The 16,974-nt window shown below is 61.7% G+C and carries 13 protein-coding genes; 7 read left to right on the forward strand and 6 right to left on the reverse strand.

What is annotated here, in order from left to right; translation table 11 throughout:
- Positions 1-111: 111 nt before the first annotated feature.
- Entirely contained in the window at positions 112-1,053 is a 942-nt protein-coding gene (gene ygfZ / locus LOY45_RS21110) for a CAF17-like 4Fe-4S cluster assembly/insertion protein YgfZ (RefSeq protein ID WP_134061516.1), read from the forward strand.
- A 54-nt stretch (positions 1,054-1,107) separates the two neighbouring features.
- Positions 1,108-1,914, forward strand: a complete 807-nt coding sequence (locus LOY45_RS21115; protein WP_258578314.1) for an HDOD domain-containing protein — start codon at positions 1,108-1,110, stop codon at positions 1,912-1,914.
- Here the strand turns inward: LOY45_RS21115 and LOY45_RS21120 are convergent.
- Together LOY45_RS21120 and LOY45_RS21125 are read right to left on the reverse strand one after the other, a co-directional pair.
- On the reverse strand, positions 1,911-3,290 hold the full coding sequence (locus LOY45_RS21120) for a sensor histidine kinase (RefSeq protein WP_134061515.1): 1,380 nt from the start codon (positions 3,288-3,290) through the stop codon (positions 1,911-1,913). The genes LOY45_RS21115 and LOY45_RS21120 overlap by 4 nt on opposite strands.
- Positions 3,283-3,954, reverse strand: a complete 672-nt coding sequence (locus tag LOY45_RS21125; RefSeq protein ID WP_115085560.1) for a response regulator — start codon at positions 3,952-3,954, stop codon at positions 3,283-3,285. The genes LOY45_RS21120 and LOY45_RS21125 overlap by 8 nt, the downstream gene beginning before the upstream one ends.
- 201 nt (positions 3,955-4,155) lie before the next feature.
- On the opposite strand from LOY45_RS21125, the gene LOY45_RS21130 reads away from it, so the two are divergent.
- From LOY45_RS21130 to LOY45_RS21150, 5 genes are all read left to right on the forward strand, one after another.
- Positions 4,156-5,445 (forward strand): OprD family porin, encoded by a 1,290-nt coding sequence (locus LOY45_RS21130; protein WP_258578315.1) that lies wholly within the window; start codon positions 4,156-4,158, stop codon positions 5,443-5,445.
- A gap of 35 nt (positions 5,446-5,480) precedes the next feature.
- The gene (locus tag LOY45_RS21135) at positions 5,481-6,461 is read left to right on the forward strand and encodes a Bug family tripartite tricarboxylate transporter substrate binding protein (protein ID WP_115085558.1); all 981 of its coding nucleotides are present in this window, start codon (positions 5,481-5,483) and stop codon (positions 6,459-6,461) included.
- 70 nt (positions 6,462-6,531) lie between these two features.
- The gene (locus tag LOY45_RS21140) at positions 6,532-6,990 is read left to right on the forward strand and encodes a tripartite tricarboxylate transporter TctB family protein (RefSeq protein ID WP_115085557.1); all 459 of its coding nucleotides are present in this window, start codon (positions 6,532-6,534) and stop codon (positions 6,988-6,990) included.
- Position 6,991: 1 nt separating this feature from the next.
- Positions 6,992-8,506: a tripartite tricarboxylate transporter permease gene (locus LOY45_RS21145; protein WP_115085556.1), complete on the forward strand. Its 1,515-nt coding sequence runs from the start codon at positions 6,992-6,994 to the stop codon at positions 8,504-8,506.
- Positions 8,499-9,530, forward strand: coding sequence for an AbrB family transcriptional regulator (locus LOY45_RS21150; RefSeq protein ID WP_134061514.1), 1,032 nt, complete (start codon positions 8,499-8,501; stop codon positions 9,528-9,530). The genes LOY45_RS21145 and LOY45_RS21150 overlap by 8 nt, the downstream gene beginning before the upstream one ends.
- 45 nt (positions 9,531-9,575) lie before the next feature.
- On the opposite strand, the gene LOY45_RS21155 is transcribed toward LOY45_RS21150, so the two are convergent.
- From LOY45_RS21155 to ung, 4 genes are all read right to left on the reverse strand, one after another.
- Positions 9,576-11,840 carry an autotransporter outer membrane beta-barrel domain-containing protein gene (locus tag LOY45_RS21155; RefSeq protein WP_115085554.1) on the reverse strand — a complete coding sequence of 755 codons (2,265 nt, stop codon included), beginning with the start codon at positions 11,838-11,840 and terminating at the stop codon, positions 9,576-9,578.
- Positions 11,841-12,061: 221 nt separating this feature from the next.
- Positions 12,062-13,957: a hypothetical protein gene (locus LOY45_RS21160; protein WP_258578316.1), complete on the reverse strand. Its 1,896-nt coding sequence runs from the start codon at positions 13,955-13,957 to the stop codon at positions 12,062-12,064.
- A gap of 187 nt (positions 13,958-14,144) precedes the next feature.
- The gene (locus LOY45_RS21165) at positions 14,145-16,079 is read right to left on the reverse strand and encodes a hypothetical protein (protein WP_115085552.1); all 1,935 of its coding nucleotides are present in this window, start codon (positions 16,077-16,079) and stop codon (positions 14,145-14,147) included.
- A gap of 128 nt (positions 16,080-16,207) precedes the next feature.
- Positions 16,208-16,900 carry a uracil-DNA glycosylase gene (gene ung / locus LOY45_RS21170; protein ID WP_115085551.1) on the reverse strand — a complete coding sequence of 231 codons (693 nt, stop codon included), beginning with the start codon at positions 16,898-16,900 and terminating at the stop codon, positions 16,208-16,210.
- Between the last annotated feature and the right edge of the window lie 74 nt (positions 16,901-16,974).

A 16,974-nucleotide genomic window follows, 5' to 3' on the forward strand; every position in this document is an offset into this window, starting at 1 on the left:
CGACGTTGGTCCGGACATGTGAGCAAATAATGACGGAGGGCCGCGCTCAACTACCTATTTTGCCAACAGCGCTCTATCATGGCCCCCAGACCTATCACCTTGCGATAAACCATGGCCGATTCCGCTTTTTTCTGCACCCTTTCCCATGAAGGCGTTCTCGCCGTCCGCGGTTCGGACGCCGGCAAGTTCCTGCAAGGCCAGTTGACCTGCAACATCAGTTACCTCAACGACCATACCGCCAGCCTCGGCGCCCGCTGCATGGTCAAGGGCCGCATGCAGTCGAGCTTTCGCATCCTCCCCGAGGGCGATGGCTACTTGCTGGCGATGACCCGCGAACTGCTCGAACCGCAACTGGCGGACCTGAAGAAATATGCGGTGTTCTCCAAGGCCAAGCTGAGCGACGACAGCGCCGCCTGGGTGCGTTTCGGCCTGCACAACGGTGCAGCCGCCCTGCAGGCCCTGGGCCTGGAAGTGCCGGCGCAGACCGACGCCGTAACCCGTCACAACGGCCTGATTGCCATCGAGGTCTCGACCGCTCGTGTCGAGTTGTGGGTACCTGTCGAACAGGCCGAAGCGGTGCAAGCCCAACTGGCTGCACACCTGGCCAGTGCTGATCTCAACGACTGGCTGCTCGGCCAGATCCGCGCCGGTATCGGCCAGGTCATGCTGCAAACCCGCGAGCTGTTCATCCCGCAGATGATCAACCTGCAGGCCGTGGGTGGCGTGAGCTTCAAGAAAGGCTGCTACACCGGTCAGGAAATCGTCGCGCGCATGCAGTACCTGGGCAAGCTCAAGCGCCGCCAGTACCGCGTGGCGCTGGCCGAAGGCAGCCTGCCGGAGCCCGGTACCGAAGTTTTCTCGCCAACCCATAACTCCTCCGTCGGTGAAGTGGTGCTGGCCGCCCGCAGCGAACAGGGCTGCGAACTGCTGGCCGTACTGACCGCCGATGCCGTGGAAGACAACAACCTGCACCTGGGAAGCCCCGAAGGCCCGCGCCTGGCGCTGCTGACGCTTCCTTACGAACTGGATCGCGATCGCGAAATCCAGCGCTGAGCCTGCTCCCGCCCTCCCGGGCGGGGCACTCCTGAATTGCGGTAGAGAATCACCATGAACAAGATGGCCGAGATGATCCAGGCCCACCTGCTGAGCGCCATCGACAACGATGACCTGGTGCTGCCGACCCTGCCGGAAGTGGCCTTGAGCATTCGCGAAGCCGCCGAAGACAGCGAGATCAGCGTCAGCACCCTGAGCAAGGTGATCGGCCGCGATGCGGCGCTGTCAGCGCGCCTGATCAAGGTGGTCAACAGCCCGCTGCTGCGCGCCGCCACCGAGGTCACTGACCTGCACACGGCCATCACCCGCCTGGGTATCAACTACAGCTGCAACCTGGCGATCGGCCTGGTGATCGAGCAGATCTTCCACGCCCGCTCCGATGTCGTTGAACAGAAAATGCGCGAAATCTGGGCGAAAAGCCTGGATGTGGCCGGCATCAGTTATGAACTGTGCTTGCGCTTCACTCAGCTCAAGCCGGACCAGGCAGCATTGGCCGGGCTGGTCCACCAGATTGGCGTGCTGCCGATCCTGCTGTATGCCGAAGAGCACAACGAGCTGCTTGCCGACCCGGTCAGCCTGAACTATGTGATCGAGCAGATTCACCCGGCACTGGGCGACAAGATCCTCAGTGTCTGGGAGTTTCCCGAGCAACTGGTGCACCTGCCCGGACTGATCCAGGACCTGGACCGCGGCACCGACAAGGTCGACTACGTCGATATCGTGCAGATCGCCCAGGTGCTCAGCAGCAACAGCAAGGAACGGCCGCTGGCCGCCCTGCCCGCCTACCGCCACCTCGGCCTGCCCACCGGCACCGAGCTGCAGGCCAGCGACCTGCTCAATGCCAAGGCAATGTTCCGCTAGTCGGTGCTGAAGCTGACCCGCACTTTCAAACCGCCGCGCTCGCCATCATGCAGGCTGATCTGCGCCAGGTGCGCCCGGCAGATCTCGCCGACAATCGCCAGGCCCAGGCCCGTGCCTTGCGCACTGCGCCGGTAGAAGCGCTCGAAGACCTTTTCCCGCTCGTTTTCAGGAATGCCGGGGCCATCGTCCTCGACTTCGAGAACGCCCGGCTCGCTGACCCGCAGGATCACGTTGCCGCCCTTGGGCGTATGGGCCAGGGCGTTGTCCACCAGGTTGCTGAGCAGTTCGTTGAGCAGGGTTGGCTCACCGCGCACCCACACCGGCACCTCGGCCTCCAGCGCCAGGGCCACGCCACGAGCATGGGCCAGCGGCGCCATGGCCATGCCCAGTTCACGGGCCAACTGGCTCAAGTCGAGCAATTGCGCGCCACCTTCGGCAATCGCCCGCGCGCCGTTCTCGACCCGCGCCAGCGAGAGTAGCTGGTTGGCCAGGTGGGTCAGGCGATCGGTGCCTTGCGCGGCGGACTCCAGGGTTTCACGCCAGACCTGCGGCTCGTTCGAGCGCAGCCCCAGTTCGACCCGCGCCTTGAGCGCCGCCAGGGGCGTGCGCAGTTCATGGGCGGCCTCGGCAATGAACTGCGCCTGCCGCTCGAACTGGCCGCGCAGGCGTTCGGTAAAGTGATTCAGGGCGCGTACCAATGGGCTCAGCTCACGCTGCACCTGCACCACTGGCAAGGCCCGCAGGTCATCCGGCTGACGTTCTTCGACGGCACTGCGCAAGCGCTCCAGCGGGCGCAGGGCGGCGCTGACGGCAAACCACACCAGCATCAGGGCGCCAAGGGCGAGCATGCCCAAACGCAGCAAGGTATCGGCCATCAGGCTGCGGGCCATGCGCACCCGGGCTTCTTCGGTCTCGGCCACGCGAATTTCGGCCATGCCGTTCATGTTCGGCTCGCTGACCGCCTTGAGCAGGCTGACCACGCGCACGTCCTGGCCAAGGTAGCGGGCGTTGTAGAAGCGTGCGAGGGCCGGGTAATCGTCAGTGCGCGGGGTATTGGGTGGCGGTGCTGGCAGGTTTTCGTAGCCGGAGATCAAGCGCTGGTGAATGTCGTTGACCTGGTAGTAGATACGTCCGGCGCTGTCGTAGGCAAAGGTGTCCAGAGCCACATAAGGCACATCGGCGCTGAGGGTACCGTCACGCTGCGACAGGCCGGCGGCAATGGTCCGCGCCGAGGCCAGCAAGGTACGGTCGTAGGCGGTGTCGGCGGCTTCACGGCCGTTCCAGTAGGCGCTCAGGCCGCTGGCCAGCATCAGCACTACCAGCAGGATCGCCAGGTTCCACAGCAGTCGCCCACGCAGGCTGCCGCTGTCACGCATCTTTATGCTCGAGCAGGTAGCCGAGCCCCCTGAAGGTGACGATGGCCACGGCATGGCCGTCGAGCTTCTTGCGCAGGCGGTGCACGTAGATTTCGATGGCGTCGGCGCTGGCTTCCTCGTCCAGGCCGAACACCTGGGCGGCCAGTTGCTCCTTGCTCATCACCCGCCCGGGCCGGGCGATCAGGGCTTCGAGCACGGCCTGTTCGCGGGAGGTCAGGGTCAGCAGTTCTTCGCCGAGGCTGAAGCGCCGGGTATCGAGGTCATAGACCAGCGGCCCGCAGCGCTGTTGGCGTTCGCCACCGAGGACGCTGCGGCGCAGCAGGGCCTTGACCCGCGCTTCCAGCTCGGTCAGCTCAAAGGGTTTGGCCAGGTAATCGTCGGCACCCAGGTTCAGGCCATGGACCCGGTCCTTGACGTCGCTGCGCGCGGTCAGCATCAGCACCGGCACGGTCTTGCCGCGGGCACGCAGGCGCGCCAGCACCTCGAAGCCGTCCATGCGCGGCAGGCCGACATCGAGCACCGCCACGGCATATTCCTCGCTGGCCAGGGCCAGGTCGGCGGCCACGCCATCATGCAGTACATCCACGGTCAGGCCGGTGCTTTTCAGGGCCTGGGCCACGCTTTCGGCCAGTTGCAGATGGTCTTCGACGAGCAGCACACGCATCGATCTCTCCCCTTTGCGTCGCGTTCAATGGCGCGGAGTGTACAGCCGACAGCCCGCCTGTGAAGCCTTCGCAGCAATCAAAAGCTGCTGAAAGGTTAGCGAAAGGTTCACGTCCTAGCATCCTCTCACGGCTCACTCTGCTTGCCGTAAAACCGGACCCAAGGTCCGAACTAATAAGAACAATAACGGAGTCACTCCACGATGCTGTCCATGCAGCCGCAGGCGTACGCGCCTACCCGACGTCTACCCTCCCGCCAGACCGCAGTTGCCAGCGCCCTCGCCCTTGCCGGCGTCGCCCCGTTGAGCCAGGCCGCCTTCTTCGATGACAGCAAGGCGAGCTTCGAAACCCGTAACATGTACTTCAATCGCGACTTTCGCGACGGCACCAGCGCCCAGCAATCCAAGCGTGACGAATGGGCCCAGGGCTTCATGCTCAACTTCGAGTCGGGCTACACCGACGGTACCGTAGGCTTTGGCCTCGATGCCCTGGGGATGCTCGGTATCAAGCTCGACTCCAGCCCCGACCGCACCGGCACCGGCCTGCTGCCGACCCACGACGATGGCCGCGCCGCCGACGAGTATTCCAAGCTCGGCCTGACCGGCAAGGTGAAACTCTCCGAGACCGAATTGAAGATCGGTACCCTGATCCCGGAACTGCCGACCTTGCAGCCCAACGACGGGCGCATCCTGCCGCAGACCTTCGAGGGCGGCCTGCTGACCTCGGGCGAAATCAAGAACCTGACCTTCACCGGCGGGCGCCTGGAAAAAGCCCGTGACCGCGACAGTACCAACAACGAGGATATCGCCCTCAACAACAAGAACAGCCGCTTTCTCGGCACCGTCGCCGGCGACCATTTCGACATGGCCGGCCTGGACTACAAGTTCACTGACAAGATCACCGGCAGCTACCACTGGGCCCAGCTCGATGACGTCTACCGTCAGCACTTCGTCGGCATGATCGCCTCCCAGCCCTGGGGCCCGGGCACCTTCGGCGCCGACCTGCGCATGGCCTTCAGCGACGACCAGGGCCAGGCCCGCGGCGGCAACATCGACAACACCGCGCTCAACGGCATGCTCAGCTACGGCCTCAATGGCCACAAGCTCAGCGCCGGCTACCAGCACCTGTCCGGCGACACCGCCTTCCCCTATGTCGATGGCGCCGACCCGTACCTGGTCAACTTCGTGCAGATCAACGACTTCGCCGGCGCCGACGAGCGTTCCTGGCAAGCCCGTTACGACTATGACTTCGCCAAGCTTGGCATCCCCGGCCTGACTTTCATGACCCGCTACATCAGCGGCGATAATGTCAGCCTGGCCGATGGCGGTGAGGGCAAAGAGTGGGAACGCAACACCGAGTTCAAGTATGTGGTGCAAAGTGGCGCCCTGAAAAACGTCGCCGTGCGCCTGCGCAATGCCACCTTCCGTTCCAACTTCGCCCGCGATGCCGACGAAGTGCGACTGCTGGTGAGTTACAGCCTTGCGCTGTGGTAATCCCCCGACAACAATAATGCTCACGGAGATAGACGATGACTTTTTCACTGCGCCGTATTGCCCTCGCCACCGGTTGCCTGCTGCTTGCCGGTAACGTCCTGGCCGCGGAACCGAAACGCCCCGAATGCATCGCCCCGGCCTCGCCCGGCGGTGGCTTCGACCTGACCTGCAAGCTGGTGCAAAGCGCCCTGGTCAACGAGAAGATCCTCAGCAAGCCGATGCGCGTCACCTACATGCCTGGCGGTGTCGGCGCGGTGGCCTACAACGCCGTGGTCGCCCAGCGCCCGGCCGATGCTGGCACTCTGGTAGCCTGGTCCAGCGGCTCGCTGCTGAACCTGGCCCAGGGCAAGTTCGGCCGTTTCGACGAGAATGCCGTGCGCTGGCTGGCGGCGGTGGGTACCAGCTACGGTGCCATTGCGGTGAAAAACGATTCGCCCTACAAGACCCTCGACGATCTGGTCGCGGCATTGAAGAAAGATCCGAGCAAGGTGGTGATCGGCTCCGGCGGTACCGTTGGCAGCCAGGACTGGATGCAAACCGCGCTGATCGCCAAGGCCGCCGGGATCAACCCGCGCGACCTGCGCTACGTCGCCCTGGAAGGCGGCGGCGAAATCGCCACGGCACTGCTCGGCGGGCATATCCAGGTCGGCAGTACCGACATCTCCGACTCCATGCCGCACATCCAGAGCGGTGATATGCGCCTGCTCGCGGTGTTTGCCGAAACCCGCCTGGACGAGCCGGAAATGAAGAACATCCCCACGGCCAAGGAACAAGGCTATGACATCGTCTGGCCGGTGGTGCGCGGTTTCTACCTCGGGCCAAAAGTGACCGATGAAGAGTACGACTGGTGGAAGGCCTCGTTCGACAAGCTGTTGGCCTCGGAAGAGTTCGCCAAGCTGCGCGACCAGCGCGAGCTGTTCCCCTTCGCCATGACCGGTGCCGAGCTGGACACCTACGTGAAGAAGCAGGTGGCTGACTACAAGGCCCTGGCCAAGGAATTTGGCTTGATTCAGTAAGCCTCTCCCCTTTCGAACGCATCGCGGGGCAAGCCCGCTCCCACTTGCCCCGCGAATAGAGGATTCCGCAATGATCCTGCAACGCCTGTTCGCCCTGTTTTTGCTGGCGGTGTGCACCGCCCTGGCCGTAATGGCCTGGCCCTACCAGGCAGCCTTTTCCTACGAACCGGTCGGCCCTCGCGCCTACCCCTTGCTGATGCTGGGCCTGATGGCCGCAGGCTTGCTGTACCTGGCCTTTCGCCCCACGCCCATCGTGCACAAGGACGACGAACCGCAACTGGACCGCGAAACCCTGAACAAGATCGGCCTCTGCGTCGCCTTGCTACTGGTCTTCGCCGCCACCTTCGAGCCGCTGGGCTTCATTGTCAGCAGCATCCTCATCGGCGTGCCGATGGCGCGCCTGTATGGCGGGCGCTGGCTGCCCAGCGTGGTGATCATCGGCCTGATGAGCATCGCCCTGTACTGGCTGTTCGACCGCGTGATGGATGTGCCCCTGCCCCTCGGCCTGCTCGACGTTCTGGAGAACTGACATGGATACGCTTGGCTATCTCGGCCAGGGCTTCGGCGTCGCCCTGAGCCCTTACAACCTGGTTACCGCCCTTGCCGGCACGCTGATCGGCACCGTAGTCGGCCTGCTGCCGGGCCTGGGCCCGATCAACGGCGTAGCGCTGTTGATCCCGATTGCCTTTGCCCTGGGCCTGCCGCCGGAGTCGGCGCTGATCCTGTTGGCGGCGGTGTACCTGGGCTGCGAATACGGCGGGCGGATCAGCTCGATCCTGCTCAACATCCCCGGTGAAGCCTCGACGGTCATGACCACCCTCGACGGCTACCCCATGGCCCGCCAGGGCTTGGCCGGGGTGGCGCTGTCGCTGTCGGCCTGGAGCTCGTTCATCGGCGCCTTTATCGCGACCTGCGGCATGGTGCTGTTCGCGCCGCTGCTGGCGAAATGGGCGATCGCCTTCGGACCGGCGGAATACTTCGTACTGATGGTGTTTGCCATTGTCTGTCTCGGCGGCATGGCCGGTGACCGGCCACTGAAGACGTTCATTGCTGCACTGATCGGCCTGTTCCTCTCCAGTGTCGGCATCGATGCCAACAGCGGCGTCTACCGTTTTACCGGCGACAGCGTGCACCTGGCCGACGGCATTCAGTTCGTGGTGCTGGTGCTCGGCCTGTTCTCCATCAGCGAGATCCTCCTGCTGCTGGAAAAAACCCATCATGGCCACGAAGCAGTCAAGGCCACCGGGCGCATGCTGTTCAACTTCAAGGAAGCGGCGTCAGTGTTCGTGGTGAACATTCGCTGCGGCCTGCTCGGTTTCATCATGGGCGTGCTACCCGGCGCCGGCGCGACCCTGGCCAGTGCCGTGGCCTACATGACCGAGAAACGCATCGCCGGTGCCAGCGGCACTTTCGGCAAAGGTGACAAGCGCGGCCTGGCGGCGCCGGAAACCGCCATCGGTGCTTCCTGCTGCGGCGCCCTGGTGCCGATGCTGACCCTTGGCGTACCCGGCTCGGGCACCACGGCGGTGATGATCGGCGCCCTGACCCTGTACAACATCACGCCGGGCCCGATGCTGTTCGCCCAGCAACCGGACATCGTCTGGGGCCTGATCGCCTCGTTGTTCATCGCCAACATCATGCTGGTGATCCTCAACATCCCGATGATCCGCATCTTCACCCGCATCCTTGCCGTGCCGAACTGGGCGCTGGTGCCGGTGATCGCGATCATCACCGCGATCGGTGTGTACGCGGTGCATGCCACCACCTTCGACCTGTTCCTGATGATCGGCATCGGCATCTTCGGCTACATCCTGCGCAAGCTGGACTTCCCACTGTCGCCGATCCTCCTCGGGTTCATCCTCGGCGGGCTGATGGAGCAGAACCTGCGCCGCGCGCTGTCGATCTCCAACGGCGCTCTGGATATCCTCTGGTCGAGCCCGATCAGCATCAGCGTCTGGGCCCTGACCATCGCCATGATGCTCCTGCCGCTGCTGCGCATCTGGCGCAAGCGCAGCCTCCAGCGCCGTGCCCTGGCCGATGTCTGATGGGCGACTGAAACTGTACTGGGCCACCGGCCTGGTCGGCCTGGCCGGCGGTTACCTCGCAAGCAGGGTCGGCTGGCCGCTGCCGTGGATGGTCGGTTCGTTGTTGGCGATCATCCTGGTGCGTTGCCTGACGCCCTGGCAACTGACTGAGATCCCCGGCGGGCGCAAGTGCGGGCAGTGGATCATCGGCATCGGTATCGGCCTGCACTTCACCCCGGCGGTGGTCGAGCAGGTGGCGAGCAACTTCGGTTTGATTTTCTGCGGAGCGCTGATCACCAGTGTTTCCAGTGTGGTCGGGGTGTGGTTGCTCAGGCGGACCGGGGAAGACCGCGCCACGGCGTTCTTTTCCAGCATGCCCGGCGGTTCCGGGGAGATGGTCAACCTCGGCGCCCGTAACGGCGCGGTGCTCAGCCAGGTGGCGGCGGCGCAGAGTTTGCGGGTGCTGGCGGTGGTGCTGTGCGTGCCGGCGCTGTTCAAGTTCCTGCTCGGCAATGGCGTGCCACTGACCCATACCGGCAGCGTCAACTGGGGCTGGCTGTTGCTGATCTGCCCGCTGGGCGTTTTGCTGGCCCTGGGCTGGCAACGCTTGAAGCAACCCAATCCCTGGCTGTTCGGGCCGTTGCTGGTGGCGGCGGTGGCCAGTGTCAGTGCCAACCTGCAGGTTGCCCTGCCCGATGGCGCCAGCCAGATCGGCCAATGGCTGATCGGCAGCGGCCTGGGCTGCCACTTCAACCGCGCGTTCTTTCGCCGGGCGCCGTCGTTTCTCGGGCGCACCTTGATTGCCACGGCCTTGACCATGCTGATCGCCGGCCTCGCCGCGTGCGTGCTCAGCGTCATGACCAACCTCGACCTGCGCTCGCTGACCCTGGGCATGATGCCCGGTGGCATCGCCGAAATGAGCCTGACCGCCGAAACCCTGCAACTGTCGGTGCCACTGGTCACGGCGCTGCAGGTGATGCGCTTGCTGTTCGTGCTGTTTCTGGCCGAGCCATTGTTCAGGCATTGGGACAAACGCTGCGACTGAAGCAAAAAAAGAGGAAGCCAGGGCTTCCTCTGTTTCATTGCGCGCTTACCAGGTGAAGCGCACGCCGACGTTGGCACCGAACGGCTTCTCGATCTTGTCGCCGTTGCTGTAGTCGATATCGGCATGCAGCTGCAGGCGCTCGGACAGCGACACGGCGATACCGGCACCGACCTCGGCACGCGAGCCTGACAGGTCATTGTTGAACACGTTGTCGTTGACCTTGACCTGGTTGTTCTTGGCGAACTCATGCACCGCCGCAGCGCGCAGGTATGGCTGGGCAAAGCGGCCCTCACCCAGATCAAAGTTGCGACCCACCGTGGCACCGGCCTTACCAAGCACCGAGGTGGTCCGGTCACCTTCTGCCTTCAGGCCGCTGTCCAGGTCATAGGACGCGCCCTGGATGCTCACCGCCGACACCTGGGCGAAGGGTTCAACGAAGTAGCCGTCATCGAGCTTGATGTGACGGCCAAACTCAGCCGATGCACCCACACCGTTGGTCTTGTAGTTGCCCTTGGCCTGGCTACCGTCGCTCATGGCTACCTTGGACTTGTTGTCGAAGCGGTTGACCTTGGCCACGGCGTCGAAGTAGTAACCGCTGTCCTGATCCAGCCAGGTGGTGTAGGCACCGGCGTAGTAGCTGTCGACCGTACCGCTGGTACCGCGGCTCAGGTCCAGATCCGACTTGCTATGACCGGCCAGTACGCCGACCAGCCACTGGCTGTCGCCCAACTGCGCGTCGGCACCCAGGGTGAAGCCTTGCTGGGTCTGCTTGTAGGCGGTGCCAGACGACTCGGCAACGTTGTACTTGCTGCCATAGGCACGGCCCCAGGCGCCGCTTTTACCTTCGTTGTAGCGCAGCTCGCCCATGCGGGTGCGCAGCGACGACAGCTCGCCGTACCAGATGGTCGGGGCGGTGTTGAACAGCGCCAGCACCGAACGGGTACCGGGGCTGATGACCTTTTTCTCGGTGTCCAGGTGCCAGTCGTTGCCTTCCTTGGTCAGACCGTAGGAAAACGCACCCAGGTCTACAGGACCGTTCAACAGGCTGAACTCGGCATCGCCGCCACCGGTAGTGACCACGGTGATCCGCTCAACGGCGGCCGGGTCATGACCACTGGCACTGATGGCGAGGGTATGCTGACCATCGGCCTGACCGCTGACATTGAGCAGGTCAGCTTCGCCAGTGGCGAAGTCCGCCGACATATGAAAGGTACCGTTGCCAGACAACTCGCCCAGGTCCAGGCGATAAAACTGGCCTGGCTCGCCGAATTGCACATGACCGCCCTGCAGGCTCAACTGCTCAACCTGGCTGTCGCCAATCAGCGCCCAGGTGCTGTCGCCATTGAGCGCCAATGCGTCGACGTTTTCCAGGCGCCCCTTGAACAGCGATTGATCGTTCAGGCTCAGTTGCGCCGCGCCGCCCGCGGCGACGATCACATCACCTTCCAGGCTGGCGTTGCTCAAGTCCAGATTTGCAGTGCTGCCTTCACCGACCAGGATGTTACCGGCCAGGGTGCTGCGGCTGACCTGCATATCCGCCGAGCCGGCGTTCTTGAGCTCAAGCAAGTTGCCGTTGGCGCCTTCCAGGCTCGAACCATTGAGTACGTCGATACGGGCGGTGGTTGCAGAGTCCACCACCAGGGCCGCTCCAGTCCCCCCGATCACTTTGCTATTGTCCAGGAGCAACGTCGGGGCCTGGTCGTTGGCTTCAGAGCCATAGTATTCATGGGACAAGCGCACGCCGCTCTCGGCGCCTTCTATCACGCTGTTGTACGCCTGCGCCTGGCCGCCGATCATCAGCAGACCATCAGCCGTAGCGCCGCTCAGGCTCGAGTCCTTGAGCGACAGGCTGCTATAGGCGCTGAGCGTTGCACCGAATCGGCCACCGGTGATTTCGCTGCTCTGGACCTGGACCTCAGAACCGGTTGCCGAACCATCCAGTAATCGGCCAATCGTCAGGCCGCTGCCTTGAGCGCTGTCGATACGAGCGTTGGCGATGCGGGCGGTACCACTGACCAGGGCAACAGCATTGTTTGAGCCCCCGGCAGTGACCGTGCCACCGTCGATGTTCAACTGGCCCTTGCGCACTTGAATGTGCTCGGTACGGGAACCCTGGACATTCAGGGTGGCATTTTCCATTACGCGATAGTTGTAGGACGGCGTCCCCGAGGTAGCCGTAAAAGTCTGGTTGCTTTCGACAACCTTGGTGATAGCCAGGGCCTGAGCCGATACCATCACCAAGGGGGCGACAAAGGCTGCCTGCAAGGCGCAAGAAAGCGCCGAGGGTTTGAAGATGCTTGGCTTGGTCATGAAAATCTACTCCGCAGCATTGATACTATTCAGTTCCGGATTAAACAGAGCCAACTAGTTCAAGCCCCGTTTGTTCGGAGCGCAGAATAGAAACTTCTGACAGAATCTTATGTAGGAATATTCCTCATAAGAAGTAGGCGCAATCAACAGGCAGTGTCGCGTCCATATAGAAAAAATGAAGCCGAGCATTGCTCGGCTTCATTCATTATCAAACACTCAGCTTATGGCCTTCCAGGGCAAAGCCCGGTCCCCTGTTCGCCAAAGTAGTAGTAAGACTTCACTGGAGAACGGCCAATTGCCTGGCCACCACGTTCCTGAATCCAATACAGCTCGACAAAACCGCTGCGCAGCGGCTCCATGCAGGGAGCCCACGGAATCATGAGATTTACCCCAGTGTCAACTTCGTTTTGAGTGAGCACATCCCGTGGAAAAGATGAACGCGTTTCTTCGACAGGCACCGAACCGGTAAAACCTTCCAGGCCCAGCCAGTGCAAAGTAACGGTGTCGCCCACTTGAAGATTTTGAGCATCAAGAATCCTGGCATTAACACCTCGCCATGGAGAATCGGAACAACTGATACCCACTTGGTTACCAAGCAAATTCAACTCGGGCTCGTTGACCTCCGCCAATGGAATGGCACTGACATCCACCAATTGACTGCCCGACGCCTGGAAGTTGGTAGTGGTCGCATTGGCAAAGATCTTATAGAACAGCGGGATGTCCGTTCCATTGCCGACCGTGACAATATCGTCCCAGCTGATTTGCAACGGGATCGAGTCACCGGGATTGTCTGTACTCAGCACTGTGTATGTGGCCACCAACAGGTTTTCCGGGCCATAGTAAAGCCGAATAACCTCCCCCGTTTGCGCAGGATCATAAAGGGCAAAACTGACGTCGGCAGGCTGGCCTGCATCCTCTGGGCGCAGAAGATTCAGTTCACCCGTCGACGAGGTCAGGAGCGGAACATCCAGCGCCGGGTTGACCGGATCGGGCTCGCCCGGGTTAGGCGGCCCAATCAACTCCAGGTCAACTTCCACGTCCAGGACAGGAGAAGGGTAGGTTTTGCTGCGGATGACTTCATAGCGCACTTTGGCCGTATGCGCGGTACCTTCGACCCCGCTAGAGACGATTGCCCACGGTGCGGTAAACGGCAAAGGCCAGTTAGGCGTTGGCGGCAGGGAGACTTGATCCACATGAAGATCATTCCAATACACACGTACTTCATCGCCCGCCAGGGCATTGGTATATTCATCCACCTCGATCAACACGCCTTCACGTGCCTCGACAATATCAATGGGCGCTGCATCCACCCTTGGCAGTAGCAAGTCGATTGGCGTCGGCTCGAGGATTACGGTTACTGGCTGACGGAATGCCAGTTTACTGGGGTTGCCGGCCCGGTCTTCCAGTAAATAGGTCACCTGCTTGGTACCCGGCCCAGCAAGGAGCAACTCTTCTGTTGTCAGCACTACATTGATGGGCCTTTCGCTGACCAGCCCGCCCTTATTGGGTTGGGACTGCTCATCGCCAAAGAGGATCGCCCAATAGTCACCCACTTGCGGGTCAAGGTAGCCTGGAATCTGCAACACTAACTGATTGTCGTGCGTTTCCAGATACTCAGGCGTCACCGTGGCATCCGGCAGATCCGCCGGAAGAATGATGGCCTCTGGGAAAGCACCCAAATTCGGATCGAGCCTGTCTACTGTTACCGTAAGATTTTGCGAAGCCCCATTATTGGGGTTTATGGAGTTGACGACGTCAAAGTAGACAATTTTCTCACCGTGCGACTCAAGCACCGGGTCCTGTAGCGTCACGGGAATGGGGAACGTAATCACGTGAGGGACCGGCAACTCAACGCTGTGAACTGGCCTTTCATTAATATAAACGGTTACCGTATCGATCGTTCCGGGCGGCCCCACTGTAGTAAAAGCCGGAATTTCCACCTTGAGCCCTTCCGGGATCTTCGGTGTTCGCAGTAAGTTAATTTGTCCCCCGGGAATATTTTGCTCTGTGTTGGTCGGCTCCGGCGGATTAAACAAATTCCGAAAACGTCTAGGCTGCGGCGCTCGCGTCTTGGCTTTTACAGTCGGCACACCGGTTGTCTTTTCAAACTTGGTCATCTTGGTATCTCCTGAAATATAAATAGATTTGGAACACCATCAGCACCACGCCGTCGGCCCAGCCGCCACCCTGCCGTCCAACAGCCAAGTGGTAACAAAGCCAAACATTGTTCAACGCAGAACGTCACCCTAAGTACGGGTGCTCAGCACTTCACCGTGCTGAGCAAAACCTCATGCACGACACTGTTCAAGTTTCCGGATCACAGTACAAACCCGTGCTCAGATCGAGGACCGAGAGTCGCGCGCGCGCTAATCCAGAGTTGCCCGCACCGCTTCCGTCAGCCTTATCAAGTCGGTAACGGACATTCCCGCCGCCACGCCCGTCCTCCCGTGCTGCCAACTTGATCAACGGGTCGTAGGGCAGCACGGTAAAGATGTAACCTTGCTCGGACTCAAGATCCTCACGCGTCAGCACATGTTCGAAACTTGCCTGGGTCCCGGGAATAGGGTTATTACCTATCTGGCCGTAGTCGCCTTCCCAGTGCAGGGTAATTTTGTCATCTACCTGGAACTGTGGGTCTTTGGGAATTTCTACCCGCACGCCCAGCCACGGCTGGTTGCTGCAATTGATCCACTGGTTTCGATCGGCGTCTGGGAAAGTGGCCGGCGCCAGGCCTTCGATGACACGCACCTCGACACGCACGGGTGTTACGGGCGACCTTTGCCGGTTAACCCCGTTGAAGGTGGTGTACTGCATGGGGAGTGCCGGTGAATTGCCGACCCCATGGATAATCGTCCAAGGAACGCTCAGCACAATCAATTGCCCGCCGACATCCTCAGCCTTCACCTCGTAGCGATCTACCGCCTGCGGATGGCTCCCCCAGAACAATTCCAGCACCTGACCGGCTTGCGGGTTGTCGTACAGACGGATCTCGACGCGTGCGTCCTGCCCGGCATCGGCGCCTGTCAGTACATCGTCGGCGGTCATGCCCTTGACTACAGCCGGTAGCAACAAGGGGTTGACCGGATCCGGACCGGGAGGCGGACCGGCCACCGTCAGGTCGACGTCTACCCATAAGGTCGCGGAAGTGAGCAAAGCCCCGCCGCGTCGCCAGGTGTAGTGCACCCGATCGACAAAAGGTGCAGCAAAGCCTCCTGCCGCGAGGATTGCCCAACTGACCGGGGCCCTCAAAGGCCATTGCTGATCGTCTGACAGGGTTATCAAGCGAAGCGGCAGCCCACGCCAGTAGGCCTGAACCTGATCGCCTGCCTGTGCGTCGGTGATGGCGTCAATATGAACTTCGACGCCTGTCTGGGCGTCTTCCAGGTCGATCAGCCCATCAGCATCGAACCTGGGCACCCGAGGATCAGGCAAGGCTCCCGGCAACTCATCCAGCACCACCTCAAGCCGCTGGACCTCGGACTTTGGCCCGCGGTTACCGGTTCGATCTTCCAGGCGATAGTAGGCTTCATGTGGGCCTGAACCGCTCTCACGGACCAGCATCGCATCGTATTGCACAATGATCGGAGCGTTGACATCGGTAATGCGCAACTCACCAGCGTAGGGCAGTTCGAGGGATTGCTCATCCGTTTCAATGGCGGGCAACTTTTCCCAGTAATACATCAGCAGGTCGCCCACCCTGATATCTGGCCAAGGCTCGACCCGGGCATCGACTGAGTCGTGCCGGCTGAGGTAATCCTCGGTGACGCCGCTGATCAGGACTTCCTGATCAAATTGCAGGGGCCTACCTTCCTCGTCGCCATTTGGCGCCTGCTTGTCGATAAACAAGTGCGTTGCGTGCGAAAGGGACGGGTTCACCGTTACCGTAACGCGGTATTCGACCCGCGCAGGGCCCGGTGCCGCCATGTAGTCCGACGGCATCGTGCAGACCACTGGAATAACATCAGCCGGGATGACCGGTTGCGGGAAGGTGAATGTTTCAACCACATCCCCTCGCCAGAGAAACTCGACCTTGGTGTCAAAGTCCGGAGGCGCAGTATCGTAGTCCGCCCAGATCTCCTCGATCCTGATCTCCAGTGGACGTAACTGGTCTTCCTTGCGCACCAAATGCCCCAGTACGTCATCGTCCGTCAGTTCCATGGCGGCCGGAACGACCGGTGCGGCGTAACGCTCCCGGGGTTTTACCGGATCATCAGCGGTACCAGAATCATCCGAGCCCATGGCGACAGTTCCTTCCAGCGAAGAGGACCGTGGCAGCCAGCCTGTAGCTGACTGCCGTGGAAAACCTGGAAGTATTAGATGCCTATTTCAAATCGGCCGAAACTGACAAAAATGCTAGGTACCCAGCCTCAAACCGGCGGCAAACGCCAGTCGATCGGGCTCAACCCGCGCTGCTCGAGGAAGCGGTTGGCCTGGCTGAAATGCCCGCAACCGAGAAAGCCCCGGTAAGCCGACAGCGGCGATGGATGCACCGACTTGAGCACCAGGTGCTTGGTGGCATCGATCAACTTCTGCTTGCTCTGGGCATGGGCGCCCCAGAGCAGGAACACGCTGTTGGGCTGGTGTTCGCTGACCACTTCGATGATGCGGTCGGTGAAGAACTGCCAGCCCCGGTTGGCGTGGGACGCGGCATTGGCCCGCTCGACGGTCATGGTGGTGTTGAGCAGCAACACGCCCTGCTCGGCCCAGGACTGCAGGCAGCCGTGCTTGGGGATCTCGATGTTCAGGTCACGCTGCAACTCTTTGTAGATGTTCACCAGCGACGGCGGCGGCGCCACCCCCGGTTGCACCGAGAAGCACAGGCCATGGGCCTGGCCCGGGCCGTGGTACGGGTCCTGGCCGAGGATCACCACCTTGACCTGGTCCAGCGGGGTGGAGTTGAGGGCGTTGAAAATCAGCGGGCCCGGCGGGTAGATCTCTTTGCCGGCGGCGTGTTCCTCACGCAGGAATTCGCGCAGCTGGTGCATATAGGGCTGGTCGAACTCGGCGCGCAGGGCCTCTTTCCAGCTCGGTTCAAGTTTGATGCGGTCGTCGTCAGTCATGGTCGGGTCCGTAAAACAATGGCGCGACACTAGGAAAGCTGCCTGCGCTTGTCAATCGATCCGACCGGCGACCG

Origin of the sequence: Pseudomonas wadenswilerensis, from assembly GCF_024749185.1 — a bacterium.
GTDB lineage: Bacteria > Pseudomonadota > Gammaproteobacteria > Pseudomonadales > Pseudomonadaceae > Aquipseudomonas > Aquipseudomonas wadenswilerensis.

Coding starts and splice junctions, on each gene's coding strand:
- LOY45_RS21155 (WP_115085554.1), bottom strand. CDS start 11,840: ATGACCAAGCCAAGCATCTTCAAACCCTCGGCGCTTTCTTGCGCCTTG.
- LOY45_RS21165 (WP_115085552.1), bottom strand. CDS start 16,079: ATGGGCTCGGATGATTCTGGTACCGCTGATGATCCGGTAAAACCCCGG.
- LOY45_RS21145 (WP_115085556.1), top strand. CDS start 6,992: ATGGATACGCTTGGCTATCTCGGCCAGGGCTTCGGCGTCGCCCTGAGC.
- LOY45_RS21125 (WP_115085560.1), bottom strand. CDS start 3,954: ATGCGTGTGCTGCTCGTCGAAGACCATCTGCAACTGGCCGAAAGCGTG.
- LOY45_RS21140 (WP_115085557.1), top strand. CDS start 6,532: ATGATCCTGCAACGCCTGTTCGCCCTGTTTTTGCTGGCGGTGTGCACC.
- ygfZ (WP_134061516.1), top strand. CDS start 112: ATGGCCGATTCCGCTTTTTTCTGCACCCTTTCCCATGAAGGCGTTCTC.
- LOY45_RS21120 (WP_134061515.1), bottom strand. CDS start 3,290: ATGCGTGACAGCGGCAGCCTGCGTGGGCGACTGCTGTGGAACCTGGCG.
- LOY45_RS21150 (WP_134061514.1), top strand. CDS start 8,499: ATGTCTGATGGGCGACTGAAACTGTACTGGGCCACCGGCCTGGTCGGC.
- LOY45_RS21115 (WP_258578314.1), top strand. CDS start 1,108: ATGAACAAGATGGCCGAGATGATCCAGGCCCACCTGCTGAGCGCCATC.
- LOY45_RS21135 (WP_115085558.1), top strand. CDS start 5,481: ATGACTTTTTCACTGCGCCGTATTGCCCTCGCCACCGGTTGCCTGCTG.
- LOY45_RS21160 (WP_258578316.1), bottom strand. CDS start 13,957: ATGACCAAGTTTGAAAAGACAACCGGTGTGCCGACTGTAAAAGCCAAG.
- LOY45_RS21130 (WP_258578315.1), top strand. CDS start 4,156: ATGCTGTCCATGCAGCCGCAGGCGTACGCGCCTACCCGACGTCTACCC.
- ung (WP_115085551.1), bottom strand. CDS start 16,900: ATGACTGACGACGACCGCATCAAACTTGAACCGAGCTGGAAAGAGGCC.